Origin of the sequence: Pseudomonas nitroreducens (assembly GCF_010994165.1) — a bacterium.
GTDB classification, from domain to species: domain Bacteria; phylum Pseudomonadota; class Gammaproteobacteria; order Pseudomonadales; family Pseudomonadaceae; genus Pseudomonas; species Pseudomonas nitroreducens.
In genome coordinates this window covers 957,869-976,067 of sequence record NZ_WMBX01000002.1, presented here as the reverse complement: position 1 = coordinate 976,067, position 18,199 = coordinate 957,869, and the positions used below count along the sequence as shown (strand labels likewise).

Here is an 18,199-nt window from a genome sequence, read left to right as displayed (position 1 = left end):
GCAGGGCTTCGGCAAGTTCAGGCTAATTGCGCCAGTGGTCGTTTCAGGAGCTCTTGCGCCTGGGCGCGGCCTTGCTCGTGGCACTCTTCTTCGCCGGCGTAGCGGTCGTTTTCTTCGCGGCGCTGGCGGCGCTGCGCGGTTTTGCTGCGCCCTTGAGGCTGCGCTTGAGCAATTCGGTGAGGTCGATGATGTCGGCACCTTCGCTGGCTTTCGCTTGGGCCTGCGGCACGTTCTCCAGCTGGCCCCTGGCGGCCTTCTGCTCCACCAGGCGGTGGATTTCGGCGCTGAACTCGTCCTGGTAATCCGCGGGCGACCAGCGGCCGCTCATGTCCTTGACCAGGCGTTCGGCCATTTCGGTTTCACGCTTGTCCAGCTTGACCTTGTCCAGCGCCAGGCCCAGTTCGTCCACCTCGCGCACGTCCGCCGGCCAGCGCAGGGTCATCAGCAGGATGGCATCGCCGTCGTCGCGCAGCATCGCCAGGTGCTGACGGCTGTGCATCACCAATTGGCAGACCGCCGCCTTGCCGGTCTTCCGCAGGGTATCGCGCAGCAGCACGTAGACCTTCTCGCCGCGCTTCTCGGGCGTCAGGTAATACGGGGAGTCGTAGAACGCCACGGGAATCTCGGCGATCTCGATGAAGCCGAGGATGTCGATGGTCTGGGTCGCCTCGGGCCGCGCGGCGCGAATCTCCTCTTCGCTGATCACCACGTAGCGGCCCTTCTCCAGCTCCACGCCCTTGACGATGTGTTCCCTGGGCACCTCCTTGCCGGTGATCTTGTTCACCCGTTTGTAGCCCACCGGTTCCAGGCTGCGCTCGTCCAGCCAGTCGAAGTCGGTGGCGCTGGAACGCGCGGCGCTGTTGAGCGCCACCGGGATGTGCACGAGGCCGAAGCTGATGGCGCCTTTCCAGATCACACGGGCCATGGGTAACTCTCCTGCAGGATGATGCCGTCGTCGAAATGCACGCGGCCGGCGCTGTCGATGTCGCTGATCCGCTCGAGCATGCGCTGCGCCTGCCACTCCGCCTCCGACACGTTGCGGCTGCCGGGTGCATAGACCCAGAGCACCTCGACCGGCGCGCCCTGGCGGGTCACCTGGTACTCGATCAGGCCGGTGTAGCAGCCGTTCTCCAGCATCGCATCGGTCCAGGCACAGGCCTGGGCGAATTCACGGAACATCGCGGTCCTCTCTCGCCGCCTGCTCGGCAGGCGGTCGGTTGCGTTCCAGCCAGCGTGGCAGAACATGCAGCACCAGCAGCGCGAGCAGCGTACCCAGCACTGCCGTGGCGGAGTGCCCGAGCCCGACGCTGATCCCGATGGCCGTGCTCAGCCACAGCCCGGCGGCGGTGGTCAGTCCCTTCACCTCGGACACCTGGCTGCCCTTGAGGATGGTGCCGGCGCAAAGGAAGCCGATACCGGCGGCGATCCCCTGGATCACCCGGCTGACCGCATCGGCCTGCGCACCGCCCTCATGGATCGCCATCACGAACAGCGCAGCGCCCAGGGTGACCAGCATGTGGGTGCGCAAGCCGGCGGCCTTGCCCTGGCTTTCCCGCTCGTAGCCGACCACGCCGCCCAGCACCACGGCGAGCGTCAGGCGCAGCGAGGCGCGGGTGATCTGCTCGACTTCACTCAGGTCGGAGAATTCGGCGACCAGCGTCACCCAGATGCGATCCAACGTGTCCATGACAGGCTCCGCAGTCCCTCTTAAGGGTGCAGACCCGCCGACCGTGCAATTGGTTTGCTGAAAATTCGCCGGCGATTCCACCGCCCGGCGGAAAATCCGTGCACCTCGCCACCGGCGCGGTCCATCGCTCATACCCGGCGCAGCACTGCCGGCCAACGCACCCTCAGCACCGGAGACCGGAATGAGCATCGATCCCAAGCGTTTCGCCAACGAATACCAGAAGGCCCTCGTGGAGGTCGCCCTGCCGGCCTTCGCCCGAGCCGGCGAGTTCGCCCGCGACCACGGCCTGGAGTGCAGCGTCGAGCTGCGAGAGGGTCGGCGCCACCTGCCCGAGCTGGTGTTGTCCGTGCGCGATGCCTGCCAGGCAGCCGACTGCGTCTGTCGCATCAGCGCCGACCCGAGCACGCAGCGGCTGTGCCATGAGAACCGCTGCGGCGAGACCGATGCCGACGTGCAGCGGGTGGTCGGCTCCATCGCTTCGCTCAACGAGAGGGTGCTCGACACCCGCCTGCTGGAATTCTTCCAGGAGGCTTTCGCGCTGCATTTGGACTACGCCTCCCGCCGGCATGCCGGCGGTTTCTGGTGACGGCTCAGTCCTCCGCGGCCTGCACCTTCCAGATATCCCTGGCGTACTCGCGGATGGTCCGGTCCGAGGAGAACCAGCCGACCCTGGCGGTATTGAGCATGGAGGCCTTCCACCAGCGCGCCGGTTTGCGCCAAAGCTCCTCGACCTTTTCCTGGGCGTCCCAGTAGGCGTCGAAATCGGCGCAGACCAGGAAGCGGTCGTCGCTGACCAGCGCATCGACCAGGCCGGTATAGCGCTGCGGATCGTCCGGTGAGAACACCCCGGAGCTGATCGCCCGCAGCGCCTCCTCCAGCCGCGGCGAGGCGGCGATCTCGGCATGCATCGACAAGTCGCCAGCGCGCTTGCGTGCCTCCACCTGCTTGGCCTTGAGGCCGAAGATGAACATGTTTTCCGCGCCGATGCGCTCGCACATCTCGACGTTGGCGCCGTCCAGCGTGCCGATGGTCAGCGCGCCGTTGAGGGCGAACTTCATGTTGCTGGTGCCGGAGGCCTCCAGCCCCGCCGTGGAAATCTGCTCGGACAGGTCCGCCGCCGGGATGATCGATTCCGCCAGGCTGACGTTGTAGTTGGGGATGAATACCACCTTGAGCCGCCCGCGCACCGTGGGGTCGCCGTTGACCATCCGGCTGATGTCGTTGGCCAGCTTGATGATCAGCTTGGCCACGGTGTAGCTGGGCGCCGCCTTGCCGGCGAAGATCTTCACCCGTGGCACGCGGTCGGTGGTCGGGTCGTTGCGGATGTCCTGGTAGAGCGCCACGGTATGCAGCAGATTGAGCAACTGGCGCTTGTATTCGTGGATGCGCTTGACGTGGACGTCGAACAGCGCGTCCGGGTCGATGCGCACGCCAAGGCGCTCCTCGACCAGCGCCGCCAGGCGTTCCTTGGCATTGCGCCGCTGCTGGGCGAAGCGCTGGCGCACCGAGGACTTCTCCACCAGCTCGGCCAGCGCCGGCAGATACTGCTCGGGCTCGTCGAGTACCTCGTCGCCGAGGTTTTCCATCAGCAGCCGGGTCAGTTCCGGGTTGGTCTGGAACAGCCAGCGGCGGAAGGTCACGCCGTTGGTCTTGTTGCTGATGCGCTCCGGGTAGAGCCGGTGCAGGTCGCGGAACACCGTCTCGCGCATCAGGTCGGTGTGCAGCGCCGACACGCCGTTGACGCTGTGCGAGCCGAGGAACGCCAGGTTGCCCATGCGCACGCGGCGGCCGTGGTCCTCCTCGATCAGCGAGACCGAGCGCAGCAGGGCGAAATCGTGGATGTCCTTGGCACGCAGCGCGTCGATATGGAAGGCATTGATCAGGTAGATGATCTGCATGTGCCGCGGCAGCAGGCGCTCCATCAGGCTCACCGGCCAGGATTCCAGGGCCTCGGGCAGCAGCGTGTGGTTGGTATAGGACAGGGTCGCTACCGTCAGCGCCCAGGCGTCGTCCCAGTCCAGGCTGCGCTCGTCCAGCAGCAGGCGCATCAGTTCGGCGACGGCGATGGCCGGGTGGGTGTCGTTGAGCTGGATGGCCACCCGCTCGGGCAGGCCGAAGACGTCCTCGCCCTGCCCCAGGTGCCGTTGCATCAGGTCCTGCAGCGAGGCGCTGACGAAGAAGAATTCCTGGCGCAGGCGCAGTTCCTGGCCCGCCTCGGTGCTGTCCGCCGGGTAGAGCACCCGCGAGATGCTTTCCGCACGCACCGTATCCGCCACCGCCCCCAGGTGGTCGCCGGCATTGAAACGGTCCAGCCGCAGGGTTTCCTCGGCACGGGCGCGCCACAGGCGCAGGGTGTTCACGCTGGCGGTGCGCCAGCCCACCACCGGCATGTCGTAGGCCACCGAGCGCACGCGCTCGGCCGGCTCCCAGCGTTGCCGCTCGACGCCGCGGGCGTCGCGCTCGCTGTGGACGCTGCCGCCGAAGCCGACGCTGAAGCTGCACTCGGGCCGTTCGAATTCCCAGGGGTTGCCGAAGTCGAGCCAGGTTTCGGTGTGCTCCTGCTGCCAGCCGTCGCCGATCACCTGCTTGAACAGGCCGTGCTCGTAGCGGATGCCGTAACCGTGGGCGGGGATGTCCAGCGTCGCCATGCTCTCCATGAAGCAGGCGGCGAGCCGCCCCAGGCCGCCGTTGCCCAGCGCGGCGTCGGGCTCCAGCAGGCGTACGCGGTCGAGGTCCACGCCCAGCTCCGAAAGGGCCTGGCGCGCCACCTCCAGCAACCCCAGGTTGCTCAGGTTGTCGATCAGCAGGCGGCCGATGAGGAACTCCAGCGACAGGTAGTAGACGTGCTTGCGGGCGCTGCGGTCGATGGCGCGGGTGGTTTCCTCCCAGTTGTCGACCTGGTATTTGCGTGCGGCCAGGGCCACCGCCTCGAACCAGTCGTGGTCGAAAGCGTCGGCCGGGTCCTTGCCGACTGCGTAGCGCAGGCGGGTGAGCACCGCATGCTTGAAGGTCTCGACTTCCGACTGATCGGGAATGCTGTCCAGGGCCATTGCCGTCTCCTCTGGTTGCCGGTGGCTGCGGGTACGCGAGGTGCCCAGTGCATCAGTCCCCGGTGAAATCCATGAGTTCAGACCTTTTCGCCGACCGGCACGGCCCGTTCATCAGAAACGCCGAACCATCGGCGACGAGCGGTTTCTCCCCTCATGTGGCCCTTGGCAAAGGGCTGCCAGGTAATCAGAGACAGGAGAACCGCCATGCCCCGCGGCGACAAAGGCAAGTACACCGAGAAGCAGAAGCGCAAGGCCGAGCACATCGAGGAAAGCTACGAAGAGCGCGGCGTGCCCAGGGCGGAAGCCGAGGCGCGAGCCTGGGCGACCGTGAACAAGCAGTCCGGCGGCGGCGAGCGCAAGGGCGGCTCGGGCCAGCAGAAAAGCGCCACCGCCAAGGCCGCTGCGCGCAAGAGCTCGGCCCGTCGCGCCGTTGCCAGCAAACACGGCGTGCCGCGCCCCGACCAGCCGCTGGAATCCATGACCAAGGCCGAGCTGCTCAATCGTGCGCGCACCCGGCACATCGCCGGGCGCTCCAGCATGCGCAAGCAGCAACTGATAGACGCCTTGCGAAAAGCCACCTGAGCCGGGAGGTGTCGTTTTAGCGTCCTCAGCCGTCCAGTTTGCCGCGCATCCTTGCGCTCAACCGTTGCCGGGTCTTCGCCCAGTCGGCCCAGGGGTCGGCGCCTGCCAGACGCTCGTCGACATTCGCGAGGGTCCATTGGTGTGCCGACTTGAGCCTGGCAAGCTCATGGCGACTGATCGGCACCGAGACCGGCAGCCCCTCCCGTGCACGTACCGACCACACGCACACCGTGCTGGCGCCCCGGCTGTTGCGCAGGTAATCGATGAAAATCTTCCCGACGCGATTCTTCGGCCCCGATACGGCGCTGAAGCGGTCCGGCATCAGCCGGGCCATGTGTCGGCTGATCGCATGGGCGAAGTCCTTCACTTCATCCCAGCCATGGTGCCGCTGCAGCGGCACGAGGATGTGCATGCCCTTGCCGCCGCTGGTCTTGAGGAAGGCTGTCAGGCCGAGTTCGTCCAGCAGCGTGAGGGTCAACTGGGTCGCCTCGATCATCCGCTGCCAGGGCAGCGCCGGATCGGGGTCAAGGTCCAGGACGAAGCGGTCGGGTTTCTCCAGGTCATCGAGCGCGGCGTTCCAGGTATGCAGCTCCAGCGCACCCATCTGCGCGGCGCCCACCAGCGCCTTGGCCGAGGCGATGCGCAGCAGCGGTGCGTGACCGGGGTCAAGCTGCGGGTCCAGTTGTTCGGCGCCGGGGATCCCGGTACGCGAGGCATGGCGCTGGAAGAACTGCTCGCCCGCCACACCATCGGGCGCCCGCACCAGGGACACCGGACGGTCGGCCAGCCAGGGCAGCAGGGATTCCGCGGCTTTGTCGTAGTAGCGCACCACATCGATCTTGCGCAGCTTGCTGGTGGGATCGACCACTCGCTCGGGATGGGTGATGGTCACGCCCTCCAGGACATTGCCGCTGTTCGAGCGCGACGGTCTGGCAGCGACGGCGCGGGCAGCCTTCTTCGGTTTTTCCTCGACTATCGCCTCAGCCGGCTTGTCACTGCGCAGACCGTGGAACACCGCCTGGCGCACCCTGCCTTCACGGGTGATCTCGGCGAAGGCAACTTCGCCCAGCAACTCCGGACGCAGCCAGGTCACGCCCTTGGCCTCGGCTCCCTTGGGCGGCTCCCGCAGCGGGCAGGTCTTGCGCTGTAGCGGCTGGAACTGCCGATGCAGTCTCTTCAGGCTGGCCGCGCTGAAACCGGTGCCCACCTTGCCGGCGTAGCGCAGCTCGCCATTCTCGTCGTGCAGCCCGAGCAGCAAGGCGCCGAAAGACGAGCGCGAGCCCTTGGGTGCGCTGTAGCCGACGATCACGAACTCCTGCCGGCGCTTGCATTTGAGCTTGATCCAGTCGGAGGAGCGTTTCCCCGTATAGAGGCTGCCCACACGCTTGCCGATCAGCCCTTCCAGGCCGAGCCGGCAGGCGCTGTCGAGGATGCTGCGCGGGTCGTCGGTGAAGTCCTCGGAATAGCGCAGGCGATCATCGCCATTGCCGCGCAGGACCTGTGCCAGCGCCTGGCGCCGCTGCTCCAGGGGCTTGTTGCGGTAATCCTCGCCATCCAGCCAGAGCAGGTCGAACAAGGTGTAGTGGATGGGCGCCGAGACCGCGGCATCGAAGGCATTCTGCAGGCGCTGGAAGTCCGGTCGGCCCTCCTCGTCCATCACCAGTATCTCGCCGTCCAGCCAGGCGGACGTCACCGGCAGTGCCGCCAGCGCCGCGCACAGTTCGGGCAGCTTCTTCGACCAGTCGTGGCCGTTGCGGGTCAGCAACTTGATCTGGCCGCCGTCGAGCCGGGCAAGCAGGCGGTAGCCATCGAGCTTGATCTCGTAGCGCCAGTCGCCTGCCGGTGGCGCGTCCACCAGAGTGGCGAGTTCGGGAGACATGGCCGCCGGCAGGCTGGCGTTGCCCGCCGCTCTTTTCTTCGCAGGCTGCACCGGCCTGGAGCGCTTTGCCGAAGCCTGCTTGCGCTGCGCAACCTCGCCGGGCAATGCCTTTCCGGTGACGACGCTCAGCGGCTGCTCGGCGAGGATGTCGTAACGCGGGTAGTCCCGTGCCTGGTCATCCCGCCCCTTGATCAGGAACCACTGCGGCTGCCGCCCGGCCATGCGGGTGCGGATCAGGTTCCAGCTGCCGGTCAGCTTGCTGCCCGCCAGGCGGAACTTGAGATGGCCGTTGCCGAGGCCTTCGTGGGGATCGCCAATGGGCATCCAGCGGCCCTCGTCCCAGACGATCACGTCGCCGGCACCGTAATGACCTTCCGGGATATGCCCTTCGAAGCCCGCGTAGTCCAGCGGATGATCCTCCACCTCGATGGCCAGGCGCTTCACGCTGGGATCGAGGCAGGGGCCCTTGGGCACCGCCCAGCTCTTGAGCACGCCATCGAGTTCGAGGCGGAAGTCGTAATGCAGGTGGCTCGCGTCGTGCTTCTGCACGACGAAGGCAGCCTCCCCTTCCCGGTCCGCCGGCGTTTCGCCCCGTGGCTCGGGAGTGCCGCTGAAGTCGCGTTTGCGCGCGTATTCCTTCAGGGTGCTGTCCTTGACGGCTTTGGCCCCGGCCATGGATCACTGTTCCTCGTCGGGGTCGGAGGCGTCCCAGGGTTTGCCGTCCAGCGGGTGCACACGGCCTTCCTCGGCCTCGTCCAGCCCGCCGCCCGCGCCGATCTCGTTGCCGCGGACGATGCGCAGGTCGCGGTCTGCCGGCTTGCCGGACGGCGGATCGAGCGGGGATTCGGACTCGTCCTCGTCGATCAGGGTTTCCGGTGCCAGGTCATCCATGCTGACGCCATCCTCGACGGCGCTGTCGCCCAGCGTCTCGCCGCCGGTCATGCCCATCTCGCGACGGCGCTGCGGCGGGAATTCGCGCTCCACCTCCTGCGGCGAGCGCTCGTCGCCAATGCGGCCTTCCGGCTGTTTCTCGAAGTCGAGTTCGCGCACGCTGCCCATGCGGTCCTCGGTATCGTCGATCTCGATGTGTTGCTGGCGTCGTTCAGTCATGGCGACTCTCCTGCGGTTCTCGGACAAAGGCTGTCGGCCGGTTGAGCCGAACCAGCGGCTGGAGTTCAGGTTGACTGCCCGGTGGGCACGGGGCGGCAGCATCGGCCGCCGCCCCTCCGCTCAGGCAGGGATCTTCCCGGCATGGGCCTCGCGGCCCCAGATGCGGTGCTGCAGCAAGGCCTCCTGCAACTTGCCGAATACTTCCCTGGCGGACTTGCCGTCGATCACCCCTTCATCCGCGGGCAGGCCGAGCTGCGCCGGCAGCTTCCCGGCGTCGCCGGCGAATGCCAGCGGCTTGAGGTGCTTGTACGCCTCCAGCAGGTAGTGCAGCGCGCGGCCATCGCTACCGATGGCCTGCACGGATTTCGCGCCGCCGGGCACGAACACCGCGTCGAAAGCCACCGACGGCAGGCCGTCCCAGCTGGCATCGGGCACCAGCGCCGAACCCGTTTCGGACTTCACCGGGGCGGCACTGGGGCCGATCAGCTTGGCGCTCGCCCCCGCCTTTTTCAGCGCATCCTGCAAGCCCTTGACGTCGCTTTCCTTGACGCCATCGGCGACCAGGATCGCCACCTTGCGGGAGCGGATATCGCCGGCCAGCAGGTTGGCCTGGCTCAAGGCCGGCGATGGCTTGGGCTGCGGAACCTTGGCCTTCCTGTTGGTGAGTTTCACCCCGATACGCTGGGCCACGCGCTCGGCAAGTTTCGGGCAGATATTGGCGAGAATCTGGTTGACCTCGCGCTCGCGAATCGCCATTCGCTCGACCTTCGACAGCTCGAACGCATAGGCCGAAACCACATGGCCCTGCTCCGCCTCGCTGAGGCTGTGGTAGAACAGCGCGGCCTGGGTGAAATGGTCGGCGAAGGAATCGGCCCGTACGCGGACCTTGGTGCCGGTCATGGTTTCCGGATAGCTGGTGAAACCGCCGTGGCGCGCGGCGGGCGGGGTTTCCTTGGGCCAGCCGTTGTCGATGGAATTGGGTTCGTAGGCGGCGCGGCCCTTGTGCAGCATGTGCTGGTGCAGGCCGTCGCGCTGGTTGTTGTGGAACGGGCACAGCGGCTGGTTGATCGGAATCTGGTTGAAGTTCGGCCCGCCAAGGCGCGACAGCTGGGTGTCGGTATAGGAGAACAGCCGCCCCTGCAGCAGCGGGTCATTGCTGAAATCGATGCCCGGCACCACATGGCCGGGGTGGAACGCCGCCTGCTCGGTTTCGGCGAAGAAGTTGTCCGGGTTGCGGTTCAGCACCATGCGGCCCAGCAGCTTCACGGGAACAAGCTCCTCGGGCACCAGTTTGGTGGGATCGAGCAGATCGAAGTCGAACTTGTCCTGGTCGGCTTCGGCGATCACCTGCACGCCCAGCTCCCATTCGGGGTAGTCGCCGCTTTCGATGTCGTCCCATAGGGTGCGGCGATGGAAGTCCGCATCCTTGCCGGCCAGCTTCTGCGCTTCGTCCCAGACCAGCGAGCAGACACCGGACTTCGGCCGCCAGTGGAACTTGACGAACACACTGTCGCCCGCCGCATTGATCAGACGGAAGGTATGCACGCCAAAGCCCTGGATATGCCGCAGGGAAATCGGAATGGCGCGGTCCGACATGGCCCACATGACCATGTGCGCGGACTCGGGCGTCAGCGAGACGAAGTCCCAGAAGGTGTCATGGGCCGAACCGCCGGTAGGAATCTCGTTGTGCGGCTCGGGCTTCACCGCGTGGACGAAGTCGGGAAACTTGATCGCATCCTGGATGAAGAACACCGGCATGTTGTTGCCAACCAGGTCGTAGTTGCCCTCCTCGGTATAGAACTTCACCGCGAAGCCGCGAACGTCGCGCACCGTGTCCGCCGACCCGCGCGGCCCCTGCACGGTGGAGAAGCGCACGAACACCGGCGTACGCAGGCCCGCCTTGCCGAGAAACGCCGCCTTGGTCAGCTGGCTCCAGTCCTCGTAGCATTCGAAATAGCCATGGGCCGCTGCGCCCCGCGCATGCACGATGCGCTCGGGAATCCGCTCATGGTCGAAGTGGGTGATCTTCTCCCGCAGGATGAAGTCTTCCAGCAGCGAAGGTCCGCGCTCCCCTGCGCGCAGGCTGTTCTGGTTATCGGCGATGCGCACGTTGGTATTGGTGGTGAGCGCCTCCCCCGTGGCGTCCTCGCGGTAGGGCTCCAGTTGCTCGATCTTCTCGTTGCGGTTGCTGCGGTCGGTGGTGTCGGTGCCAGCCAGATCGCTTCGCTTGATGGTGGGTTTCTTGGCCACGGTAGGGTCCTCCTCATCAGGATGCAGAATGGCGCCCTGTTGGGATGGACGTCGGCGCCGGGTTCTACCTGTTGGGACAGACCTCTGGCGCAGAGTTCAGATATTTGGCGAAGCAGGCCCGGCGACGCCCTGATCGTTCCGGATGATTTCTTCGCCCTGTGTCGACGCGATACGCAGCTATCCTGAGTCACAAATGCCCGCCGACAGGTCGACGGGCGACAAGGAGACGCTTCTTGAATTGGACTCGGCTATTCATCGCATCCAGCCTGTCGCTGACATCTTTTCCGAGCGTTGCCGAAAATACGCAGGCCTTTCTCCAGGGGCGCGTTTACGAGTTGCGCCGCGATATCCAGCAGCCCTCCTGCGTCGAGTGGCCTGGTGGTCTCCCGGATGGCGTTTGGGGCAAGGGCGGTGAGTACATTCCGGATGGCGACCTGGTGAGTACCGACGGCCAGGTACTGATCGCTTCTGCAATCTACAAACCGTCTGGCGTCAGGGTTTCGCACACCTTCTACAAGAGCCGGCAGGCCTGCCAGGCTGAGCTTGCCGGGCAGGCCGCCGATGTTGCGACGGTTGCCACCGCAACGGGTGGCGACCAGGGTTCCTACGTCGACAGGCTTCAGCGCGATTTTGGCAGCCGGTTGTATTTCAGCTCCGCCGAGGCCGAGGCCCTGGTGAAGAAGATCAACATCGACTGCAAGGCTCCGGACGGTCGCTACCTGCCCCTCTATAACGCACTGCTTGCTCGCCTGGATGAAGCCAGTACGCCCGAGGCCTGGATGGAGACCAGCGTGGTCAATTCCGGCAAGAAGCTGCGGGTGTTCGACAGCGTCCGCCTCAAGAGCGGCAAGGAGCTGACCCCGCAATTGACCCTGGAAATCAACGAATTCGGCGGCTACCAGACTCACGGCGTTCGCAAGCAGGCGCTATCGAACGCGTGTTTTGGCACCTACGGCCCCATCTGGAAGCTCTAGATTCGCCACCGTCATGTTGAGCCTTGCGCCCTGCTCCGCCGTAGCCCTGGGCGCCGTCTGATCGACAGGCGCCTAAGGCTCCCAGTCCACGCCGGAGTCGGCCAGGTAGGCATCCACGGCGGCGCCCACCGTGGGGTGGAATGCCGATTCACCCAGGCCCTCGAACAGCTCGAACTGCTTCATCTTGTCCTTCACCGGGTCCTTCATCTCGGCGAACTGCAACTCCACCCCGCGTTGCTCCAGGATCTTGTCCAGCTCGGCGAGCATGTCGGCGGAGGTGATATCGATGCTGGTCACCGGGCTGGCCGCGATCACCAGGCGCTGCACGGGCGTGGGGGACTGGTTCAGCGCCGCCAGTACCTGGTTCTGGAACTGCTCGGCATTGGCGAAGAACAGCGGCGCATCCCAGCGCAGCAACACCAGGCCGGGAATGCGCCGCGCATTCGGGTAACGCGTTACGTCGTGATAACCACGTACGCCGTCCACCCTGCCCAGCACGGCATGGTGCGGTCGCCAGCCATCCCAGAGGAACTCGATCACCGCGATCACCACGGCGATACAGATGCCTGGAATGGCCCCGAACACCGCCACGCCGGCAAAGCAGCCCATGGACAGCCAGAACTCCCATTGTTGCAGGCGGAAGATGCGCTTGAGGTCGGTGAACTCGAACAACCCCAGTGCCGCGGCGATCACCACCGCAGCCAGGGCACTGGTGGGCAGGTGCTGCATCAGGTTGGGCGCCGCCAGCAGCAACAGGGTCACCGCCAGGGCACCGACGATGCCGGTGAGCTGGGTCTTTGCCCCTGCGGCCTCGGCGACCGGCGTACGCGAGGAGCTGCTGCTGATGGGAATGCCCTGGAACAGCCCGGAAGCGAAGTTCGCCACGCCCAGGCCGAACATTTCCTGGTTGGGGTTCACCGGCGTCTTCAGCCTCGCCGCGTAGGTGCGCGACAGCACACTGGTGTCGGCGAATGACACCAGCGCCACGGCGATACCGCCCAGCAGCACTTCCACCAGATCGATGCCGCTCACCCAGGGAAACGAAAACCCTGGCAGCCCCTGGGGCAACTCGCCGAGCACCTTGACGCCGCGGCTGCCGAGGTCGAACAGGCTGACCGACAGGGTCGCCAGCACCACCGCGATGAGAATGCCCGGAAGGCGCCGGTAGCGCTTGAGTGCGAGGATCAGCACCAGGCAGCCTCCACCCACCGCGAAACTCGGCCAGTTGGCCTGCCCGCCCAGCAGCGCCCGGCCCAATGACCAGAGGTCCTGCAGCGGCCCCCGGCTCTCGACGGAAAGATCGAACAGCTTGGGCAACTGGCTGATCAGCACCGTCAGGGCGATGCCGTTCATGTAGCCGTAGCGGATCGGCTTGGACAGCAGTTCGGTGATGAAGCCCAGGCGCAGCAGCCCGGCGACCATGCAGACCACGCCGGAGACCAGCGCCATCAGGCTGGCGATGGCGATGGCCCGCTGCGGATCGCCAGCCGCCTGCACCAGCACCACCGCAAGAATCGGCGCGGCCAGCGCGGAGTCCGGGCCAAGCATGAGGATACGGCTCGGGCCGAACAGCGCATAGGCCAGCAAGGGAATGATGGTCGCGTACAGCCCGTAGATGCCCGGTACGCCGGAAGCCTCGGCGTAGGCGATGCCCACCGGCACCAGCATGGTGGTCAGCACCAGGCCGGCGGCCAGGTCCCTGGGCAGCCAGCTCGCCTGGTAGTTGCACAGGGTGGCCAGCCCTGGCAGCCAACGCTGCCAGTCGAAGCGGGAGGATTGCCGTGGTGAGGTATCGGGCATGGGGTCGAAAGGCTCCGGGTCGCTGCTGCGAAGGCCCGCGCATGGGAGCCTTGTGTCCCCTAGCCTAGATCAGCCACCTGTCCCTTGACGGTGCTCTCGGTCAAGACCGCAGTTTTGCGTTGCCGAGGCGTTTCGCGAAAACCGGCCGACCATGCAGGAGCGAGCAAGGTCGCTCCTGCAGACAGTCGTTCAACCGCCGGCGCTGGCCAGGAGTCGCCGGGCGCGGGCCAGCACTGGCGCGTCGACCATCTGCCCGTCGACCTGGAAGGCCGCCGCGCCGCCTTGCGAGGCCTCCACCACCCGGCGTGCCCAGTCCAGTTCCTCAGCGCCGGGGGCCAGCGCCGCATGGGCCACAGCGACCTGTCGGGGATGGATGCACAGGGCGCCGAGCAGGCCGAGGTCGCGACCATGCCGGATGGTCGCGGCGAACCCTTCGGCATCGTCGAAGGCGGGGAACACGGTATCCAGCGGCGGCTGCAGGTCGTTCACCCGCGAATGCAGCAGCAGGCTCAGGCGTACCTGGTCGTAGGCCACCGCGGCGGCCTGGGTGCCGCTGCTCATGCCGATATCCAGCGCCAGGTCGAGGCCGCCGAAGGTCAGACGCTCGACGCCCTCGCAGGCGGCGATCTCCCCCAGCGCGAGCAGGCCGCGGGCGCTCTCGATCAGCGGCCACACCGGCTTGCCGGAGGCAGCGGCGATGCGCACCTGCATGGCGCGTTCGGCCTTGGGCAGCAGGATGCCGGTGACGCCCGGCAGGCGCCCGCAAAGTTCGAGGTCGGCCGTCTGCTGCGGATCGCCGGCGGCGTTCACCCGTACTCGCACGCGCGCCTCCGGGTTGGCGTCGAGGAAGCTTTCGAGGTTTTCCCGCGCCCGGGCCTTGAGCGATGCCTCGACGGCGTCCTCGAAGTCGACGATCACTGCGTCGGCGCCGCTGGCCAAGGCCTTGGCGAAGCGCTCCGGGCGGCTGCCGGGAACGAACAGCGCGGTCCGTACGATGGAATCCGCCGGGGTGTCCTGAATCATTGGGCTCTCCTGGGTCATACCGCGCCCTGCTCGTGCAGGCGCTGGATATCACCGGGGGTATACCCCAGTTCCCGGAGCAGGTCATCCGTCTGTTCGCCCAGCGCCGGCACGGCGTCCATGCGCGGGGCATAGGCGTTGCTGTTCACCGGCGGCAACAGCGCCGGCAGGCGGCCGGCCGGGCTGTCGATCTCGCGCCAGCGGTCACGGGCCGCCAGTTGCGGGTGCTGCCAGAGGCCGCGCATGTCGTTGACGTGGGCATTGGCGATCTGCGCCTGTTCCAGGCGTTCGACCACCTGTTCGGCGCCCAGGGCCGAGAAGGCCTCGACTATCGATTCGCGCAGGGCATCGCGGTTGGCCACGCGCAGGCTGGTCGCGGTGAAACGCGGATCGGTTGCCAGCTCCGGGCGCTGCAGGACGATCTCGCAGAACAGTTTCCACTCGCGCTCGTTCTGCACGCCGAGCATCACACTGCCGCCATCGCCGGTGGGGAACGGCCCGTAGGGGTAGATGGTGGCGTGGGCGGCACCGGCACGCGGCGGCTGCGACTGGCCTTCGAAGGCGTAGTACATGGGGAAGCCCATCCACTCGGCCATGCCTTCGAGCATCGACACCTCGACGCGGCTGCCCTCGCCGGTCCTGCCACGCAGCAGCAGGGCCGAAAGGATGCCGCTGTAGGCGTACATGCCGGCGGAGATATCGGCGATCGAGCACCCGGCCTTGGCCATCTCGTCGGCGCCGGGGCCGCCGGTGACCGAGAGGAAGCCACTTTCACTCTGGATCAGCAGGTCATAGGCCTTCTTCTGCTCGTAGGGGCCGCCTTCGCCGTAACCGGAAATATCGCAGACGATCAGCCGCGGGAAGCGCTCGTGCAGCGCTTCGAACGACAAGCCCAGGCGCGCAGCGGCGCCGGGAGCGAGGTTCTGCACCAGCACGTCGGCCTGTTCCAGCAACTGCTCCAGCACGGCCTGCGCCGGCTCCTGCTTGAGGTCCAGCGACAGGCTTTCCTTGGACCGGTTGGTCCAGACGAAATGCGAGGCCAGGCCGCGCACGCGCTCGTCGTAGCCGCGGGCGAAGTCGCCGACGCCGGGGCGCTCGATCTTGATCACGCGGGCGCCGAGGTCGGCCAACTGGCGGGTGCAGAACGGTGCGGCGATGGCGTGTTCCAGGCTGACGACGGTAATCCCGTCGAGGGGACGCGAACTCATGGGCAACTCCAGACGCCGGCCGGGTGGCCGACGCTACGATTCGGTGGGATCGGGCGGCCTAGGCGCCCGCGAGTCTGTTTCAGCGGAAGTCGTCGAGGTTCGACAGCTGGTGCAGCCGCCAGCTGGCCTGCACCAGCCGATCCGCTTCGGCGCTGCCGCGCTGGCCGGCGAAGGCCAGCAGGCGGCGGAACTTGTCTTCCAGTTCGGCACGGCTCAGGCCATTGCCCGGATCGCCCTTGGGCTCGTCGATGGCGCCGTGCAGCTGGCGACCGTCGGTGGTGAGCACGTCGACGCGGCCCAGCCAGCGTTGCGGGTAGGCGCCGTCCACTTCCGCATCGAGCTGCATGGCGACCTTCTCGCGGAAGGCCGCGACGTTTGGATCCTTCAGGGAAAACTCCTCGAACTCCACCAGCCCGGCCTTGCCGTGCACGGCGATCAGGCCCAGCACGGTGCCCATGGAGAACTTCGCCTGGTGCACCGTCTGCGGCACCAGCACACGGCCGAGCACATCGATGGCGCCCTGGTGCACGCGGGTGGTGACCTTGGCGATATCGCCGTGCGCCAGCCCTTCGCGCTGCATCAGGCCGAGCAGCGCGTCGGCGGCCGGATGGGTATGGCGGCAGGAGGCGTGGAACTTGTAGGAGGTCTCGCACAGTGCCCAGCGGGTGCCCAGGCCGTCCACCAGACGGCTCGGGTCGGCGTCGCTGGACATGCCGGCCGCCATGCCCTGCTCGCCTTCGAGGATGTTCTGCGCGCCGGTCAGGCCATCGGCCGTCAGGTAGGCGGCGAGCAGGCCGTCGGCAGCCGCCTTCGCGGTGTGCAGCTGCTTGGAATCGGCAGCGTCGCGCAGGAATTCCCAGAGGCCGGCGGCCTGGGTACCGGCGCTGCCCAGGCAGTTGACGAACTGGCGACTGTCCAGCCCCAGCAGCTTGCCCACCGCCACCGCGGCGGCCAGGGTGCCGACCGTGGCGGTGGTGTGGAAGATGCGGTAGTGCGAGCGGCCGAGGAACTCGCCGATGCGGATGCCCGCCTCGTAGCCGGCGACGCTGGCGAGGATCAGCTCGCGGCCGGACTTGCCCAGTTCCTGCGCGGCCGCCAGGGCCGCCGGGAAGACCACGGTGGCCGGGTGCAGCACGGAGCTGTTGTGCAGGTCGTCCTGTTCCACCAGGTGCGAACTGGCGCCGTTGACCAGCGCGGCGAAGTAGGCGGAAGTCGAGCTGCCGTCCGCCAGTACGCGGCTCTTCCCGCTCGCCGGGCCCATGCGCCGGGCATAGCGCTGGAACAGCGGGATCGGATGGCGGTTCTGGCTGGCCAGGGCCGAGCCGAGCCAGTCGAGGAACAGTTCTTCGGTGTACTCGACCACTGCCGCGGGCAGGTCTTCGTAACGCAGGCCGGCAAGGAATTCGGCCAGGGCGTGGGTATTGTTCATCGCTTGTCGTCCCGGTTCGTCAGAAGGAGCGCGGCAGTTCGAGCAGGTGCTCGGCCACGTAGGACAGGATCAGGTTGGTGGAGATCGGCGCCACCTGGTACAGGCGCGTCTCGCGGAACTTGCGCTCGACGTCGTACTCGTTGGCGAAGCCGAAACCGCCGTGGGTCTGCAGGCAGGCGTTGGCGGCCTCCCAGCTGGCCTTGGCCGCCAGGTACTTGGCCATGTTGGCGGCGGCGCCGGCGTTCTTGCCGTTGTCGTACTCCTCGCAGGCGCGCCAGCGCATCAGGTCGGCGGCCTCGATCTCGATGTGCGCCTCGGCGATGGGGAACTGCACGCCCTGGTTCTGCCCGATCGGGCGGCCGAACACCACGCGGTCACGGGCGTACTGCGCGGACTTCTCGGTGAACCAGCGGCCATCGCCGATGCACTCGGCGGCAATCAGCGTGCGCTCGGCATTGAGGCCGTCGAGGATGTACTTGAAGCCCTTGCCCTCCTCGCCGATCAGGTTGCCGGCGGGGATTTCCAGGTTGTCGAAGAACAGCTCGTTGGTCTCGTGGTTGACCATGTTGGCGATCGGCTGCACGGTCAGACCGTTGCCGATCGCCTCGCGCAGGTCGACGATAAAGATCGACATGCCTTCGGACTTCTTCTTCACCTCGGCCAGCGGCGTGGTGCGGGCCAGCAGGATCATCAGGTCGGAATGCTGGACGCGCGAGATCCATACCTTCTGGCCGTTGATCACGTACTTGTCGCCCTGGCGCACGGCAGTGGTCTTGATCTTGGTGGTGTCGGTGCCGGTGGTGGGTTCGGTGACGCCCATGGATTGCAGGCGCAGCTCGCCGTTGGCGAGCCTGGGCAGGTAGTAGGCCTTCTGCTCGGCGCTGCCGTTCCGCAGCAGGGTGAACATGTTGTACATCTGCCCATGGATGGTGCCGGAGTTGCCGCCGCAGCGGTTCACCTCCTCCAGGATCACCGAAGCCTCGGCCAGGCCCAGGCCCGAGCCGCCGTATTCTTCCGGGATCATCGCGGAGAGCCAGCCGGCTTCGGTCATGGCGCGGACGAACTCCTCGGGGAAGCCTTTCTCTTCATCGATCCGGCGCCAGTACTCGGCGGGGAACTCCGCACACAGGGCGCGCACGCCTTCACGGATGGCCTGGAGTTCTTCGGGGGTGGAAGTCATCGAATCACCTTTGCTCTTTTCTTGTTGGGA

15 protein-coding genes are annotated in these 18,199 nt (G+C 66.8%); 3 read left to right on the top strand and 12 right to left on the bottom strand.

Annotated elements, in window-relative coordinates; all coding sequences use genetic code 11:
- Nucleotides 1–43: 43 nt before the first annotated feature.
- Genes ku through GJV37_RS12305 form a run of 3 tightly spaced genes read right to left on the bottom strand, consistent with a single transcriptional unit; the run spans nt 44 to nt 1,687 of the window.
- Nucleotides 44–925, bottom strand: a complete 882-nt coding sequence (ku, locus tag GJV37_RS12315) for a non-homologous end joining protein Ku (RefSeq protein WP_024762553.1) — start codon at nt 923–925, stop codon at nt 44–46.
- A complete protein-coding gene (locus GJV37_RS12310) occupies nt 913–1,179 on the bottom strand; it encodes a hypothetical protein (RefSeq protein ID WP_024762552.1) in 267 nt (88 codons plus the stop codon). The genes ku and GJV37_RS12310 overlap by 13 nt, the downstream gene beginning before the upstream one ends.
- On the bottom strand, nt 1,169–1,687 hold the full coding sequence (locus GJV37_RS12305) for an MgtC/SapB family protein (RefSeq protein WP_024762551.1): 519 nt from the start codon (nt 1,685–1,687) through the stop codon (nt 1,169–1,171). Before GJV37_RS12305 ends, GJV37_RS12310 begins: the two co-directional genes overlap by 11 nt.
- Before the next feature lie 181 nt (nt 1,688–1,868).
- Between GJV37_RS12305 and GJV37_RS12300 the strand changes: the two genes are divergently transcribed.
- A complete protein-coding gene (locus GJV37_RS12300; protein WP_193452574.1) occupies nt 1,869–2,273 on the top strand; it encodes a hypothetical protein in 405 nt (134 codons plus the stop codon).
- Nucleotides 2,274–2,277: 4 nt separating this feature from the next.
- Here the strand turns inward: GJV37_RS12300 and GJV37_RS12295 are convergent, their stop codons facing one another.
- Nucleotides 2,278–4,737, bottom strand: coding sequence for a glycogen/starch/alpha-glucan phosphorylase (locus tag GJV37_RS12295; RefSeq protein ID WP_193452573.1), 2,460 nt, complete (start codon nt 4,735–4,737; stop codon nt 2,278–2,280).
- Nucleotides 4,738–4,941: 204 nt separating this feature from the next.
- Here GJV37_RS12295 and GJV37_RS12290 point away from each other — a divergent pair, with 204 nt between their 5' ends.
- Complete coding sequence (locus tag GJV37_RS12290; protein ID WP_054910690.1) at nt 4,942–5,319, top strand: Rho termination factor N-terminal domain-containing protein; 378 nt, start codon at nt 4,942–4,944, stop codon at nt 5,317–5,319.
- A gap of 25 nt (nt 5,320–5,344) precedes the next feature.
- Here the strand turns inward: GJV37_RS12290 and ligD are convergent, their stop codons facing one another.
- The 3 genes from ligD to katE form a co-directional block, all read right to left on the bottom strand.
- Nucleotides 5,345–7,873: a DNA ligase D gene (gene ligD / locus GJV37_RS12285; RefSeq protein ID WP_193452572.1), complete on the bottom strand. Its 2,529-nt coding sequence runs from the start codon at nt 7,871–7,873 to the stop codon at nt 5,345–5,347.
- A gap of 3 nt (nt 7,874–7,876) precedes the next feature.
- The gene (locus GJV37_RS12280) at nt 7,877–8,308 is read right to left on the bottom strand and encodes a phosphotransferase system, HPr-related protein (protein WP_193452571.1); all 432 of its coding nucleotides are present in this window, start codon (nt 8,306–8,308) and stop codon (nt 7,877–7,879) included.
- 120 nt (nt 8,309–8,428) lie between these two features.
- Nucleotides 8,429–10,651 carry a catalase HPII gene (katE, locus tag GJV37_RS12275; RefSeq protein WP_193452637.1) on the bottom strand — a complete coding sequence of 741 codons (2,223 nt, stop codon included), beginning with the start codon at nt 10,649–10,651 and terminating at the stop codon, nt 8,429–8,431.
- A gap of 140 nt (nt 10,652–10,791) precedes the next feature.
- On the opposite strand from katE, the gene GJV37_RS12270 reads away from it, so the two are divergent.
- Nucleotides 10,792–11,532, top strand: a complete 741-nt coding sequence (locus GJV37_RS12270) for a hypothetical protein (protein WP_193452570.1) — start codon at nt 10,792–10,794, stop codon at nt 11,530–11,532.
- Between the two features lie 72 nt (nt 11,533–11,604).
- Here the strand turns inward: GJV37_RS12270 and GJV37_RS12265 are convergent, their stop codons facing one another.
- From GJV37_RS12265 to GJV37_RS12245, 5 genes are all read right to left on the bottom strand, one after another.
- Nucleotides 11,605–13,332, bottom strand: coding sequence for a SulP family inorganic anion transporter (locus tag GJV37_RS12265; protein WP_193452569.1), 1,728 nt, complete (start codon nt 13,330–13,332; stop codon nt 11,605–11,607).
- 189 nt (nt 13,333–13,521) lie between these two features.
- Entirely contained in the window at nt 13,522–14,355 is an 834-nt protein-coding gene (locus GJV37_RS12260) for an HpcH/HpaI aldolase/citrate lyase family protein (protein WP_193452568.1), read from the bottom strand.
- Between the two features lie 14 nt (nt 14,356–14,369).
- A complete protein-coding gene (locus GJV37_RS12255; RefSeq protein WP_024762545.1) occupies nt 14,370–15,560 on the bottom strand; it encodes a CaiB/BaiF CoA transferase family protein in 1,191 nt (396 codons plus the stop codon).
- Between the two features lie 79 nt (nt 15,561–15,639).
- Nucleotides 15,640–16,989 carry an MmgE/PrpD family protein gene (locus GJV37_RS12250; protein WP_193452567.1) on the bottom strand — a complete coding sequence of 450 codons (1,350 nt, stop codon included), beginning with the start codon at nt 16,987–16,989 and terminating at the stop codon, nt 15,640–15,642.
- Between the two features lie 19 nt (nt 16,990–17,008).
- Entirely contained in the window at nt 17,009–18,169 is a 1,161-nt protein-coding gene (locus tag GJV37_RS12245; RefSeq protein ID WP_193452566.1) for an acyl-CoA dehydrogenase family protein, read from the bottom strand.
- Between the last annotated feature and the right edge of the window lie 30 nt (nt 18,170–18,199).

Bases quoted from the DNA above. Each gene is read 5' to 3' on its own strand.
- ku (WP_024762553.1), bottom strand. From the start codon at position 925: ATGGCCCGTGTGATCTGGAAAGGCGCCATCAGCTTCGGCCTCGTGCAC.
- GJV37_RS12310 (WP_024762552.1), bottom strand. From the start codon at position 1,179: ATGTTCCGTGAATTCGCCCAGGCCTGTGCCTGGACCGATGCGATGCTG.
- GJV37_RS12305 (WP_024762551.1), bottom strand. From the start codon at position 1,687: ATGGACACGTTGGATCGCATCTGGGTGACGCTGGTCGCCGAATTCTCC.
- GJV37_RS12300 (WP_193452574.1), top strand. From the start codon at position 1,869: ATGAGCATCGATCCCAAGCGTTTCGCCAACGAATACCAGAAGGCCCTC.
- GJV37_RS12295 (WP_193452573.1), bottom strand. From the start codon at position 4,737: ATGGCCCTGGACAGCATTCCCGATCAGTCGGAAGTCGAGACCTTCAAG.
- GJV37_RS12290 (WP_054910690.1), top strand. From the start codon at position 4,942: ATGCCCCGCGGCGACAAAGGCAAGTACACCGAGAAGCAGAAGCGCAAG.
- ligD (WP_193452572.1), bottom strand. From the start codon at position 7,873: ATGGCCGGGGCCAAAGCCGTCAAGGACAGCACCCTGAAGGAATACGCG.
- GJV37_RS12280 (WP_193452571.1), bottom strand. From the start codon at position 8,308: ATGACTGAACGACGCCAGCAACACATCGAGATCGACGATACCGAGGAC.
- GJV37_RS12265 (WP_193452569.1), bottom strand. From the start codon at position 13,332: ATGCCCGATACCTCACCACGGCAATCCTCCCGCTTCGACTGGCAGCGT.
- GJV37_RS12260 (WP_193452568.1), bottom strand. From the start codon at position 14,355: ATGATTCAGGACACCCCGGCGGATTCCATCGTACGGACCGCGCTGTTC.
- GJV37_RS12255 (WP_024762545.1), bottom strand. From the start codon at position 15,560: ATGAGTTCGCGTCCCCTCGACGGGATTACCGTCGTCAGCCTGGAACAC.
- GJV37_RS12250 (WP_193452567.1), bottom strand. From the start codon at position 16,989: ATGAACAATACCCACGCCCTGGCCGAATTCCTTGCCGGCCTGCGTTAC.
- GJV37_RS12245 (WP_193452566.1), bottom strand. From the start codon at position 18,169: ATGACTTCCACCCCCGAAGAACTCCAGGCCATCCGTGAAGGCGTGCGC.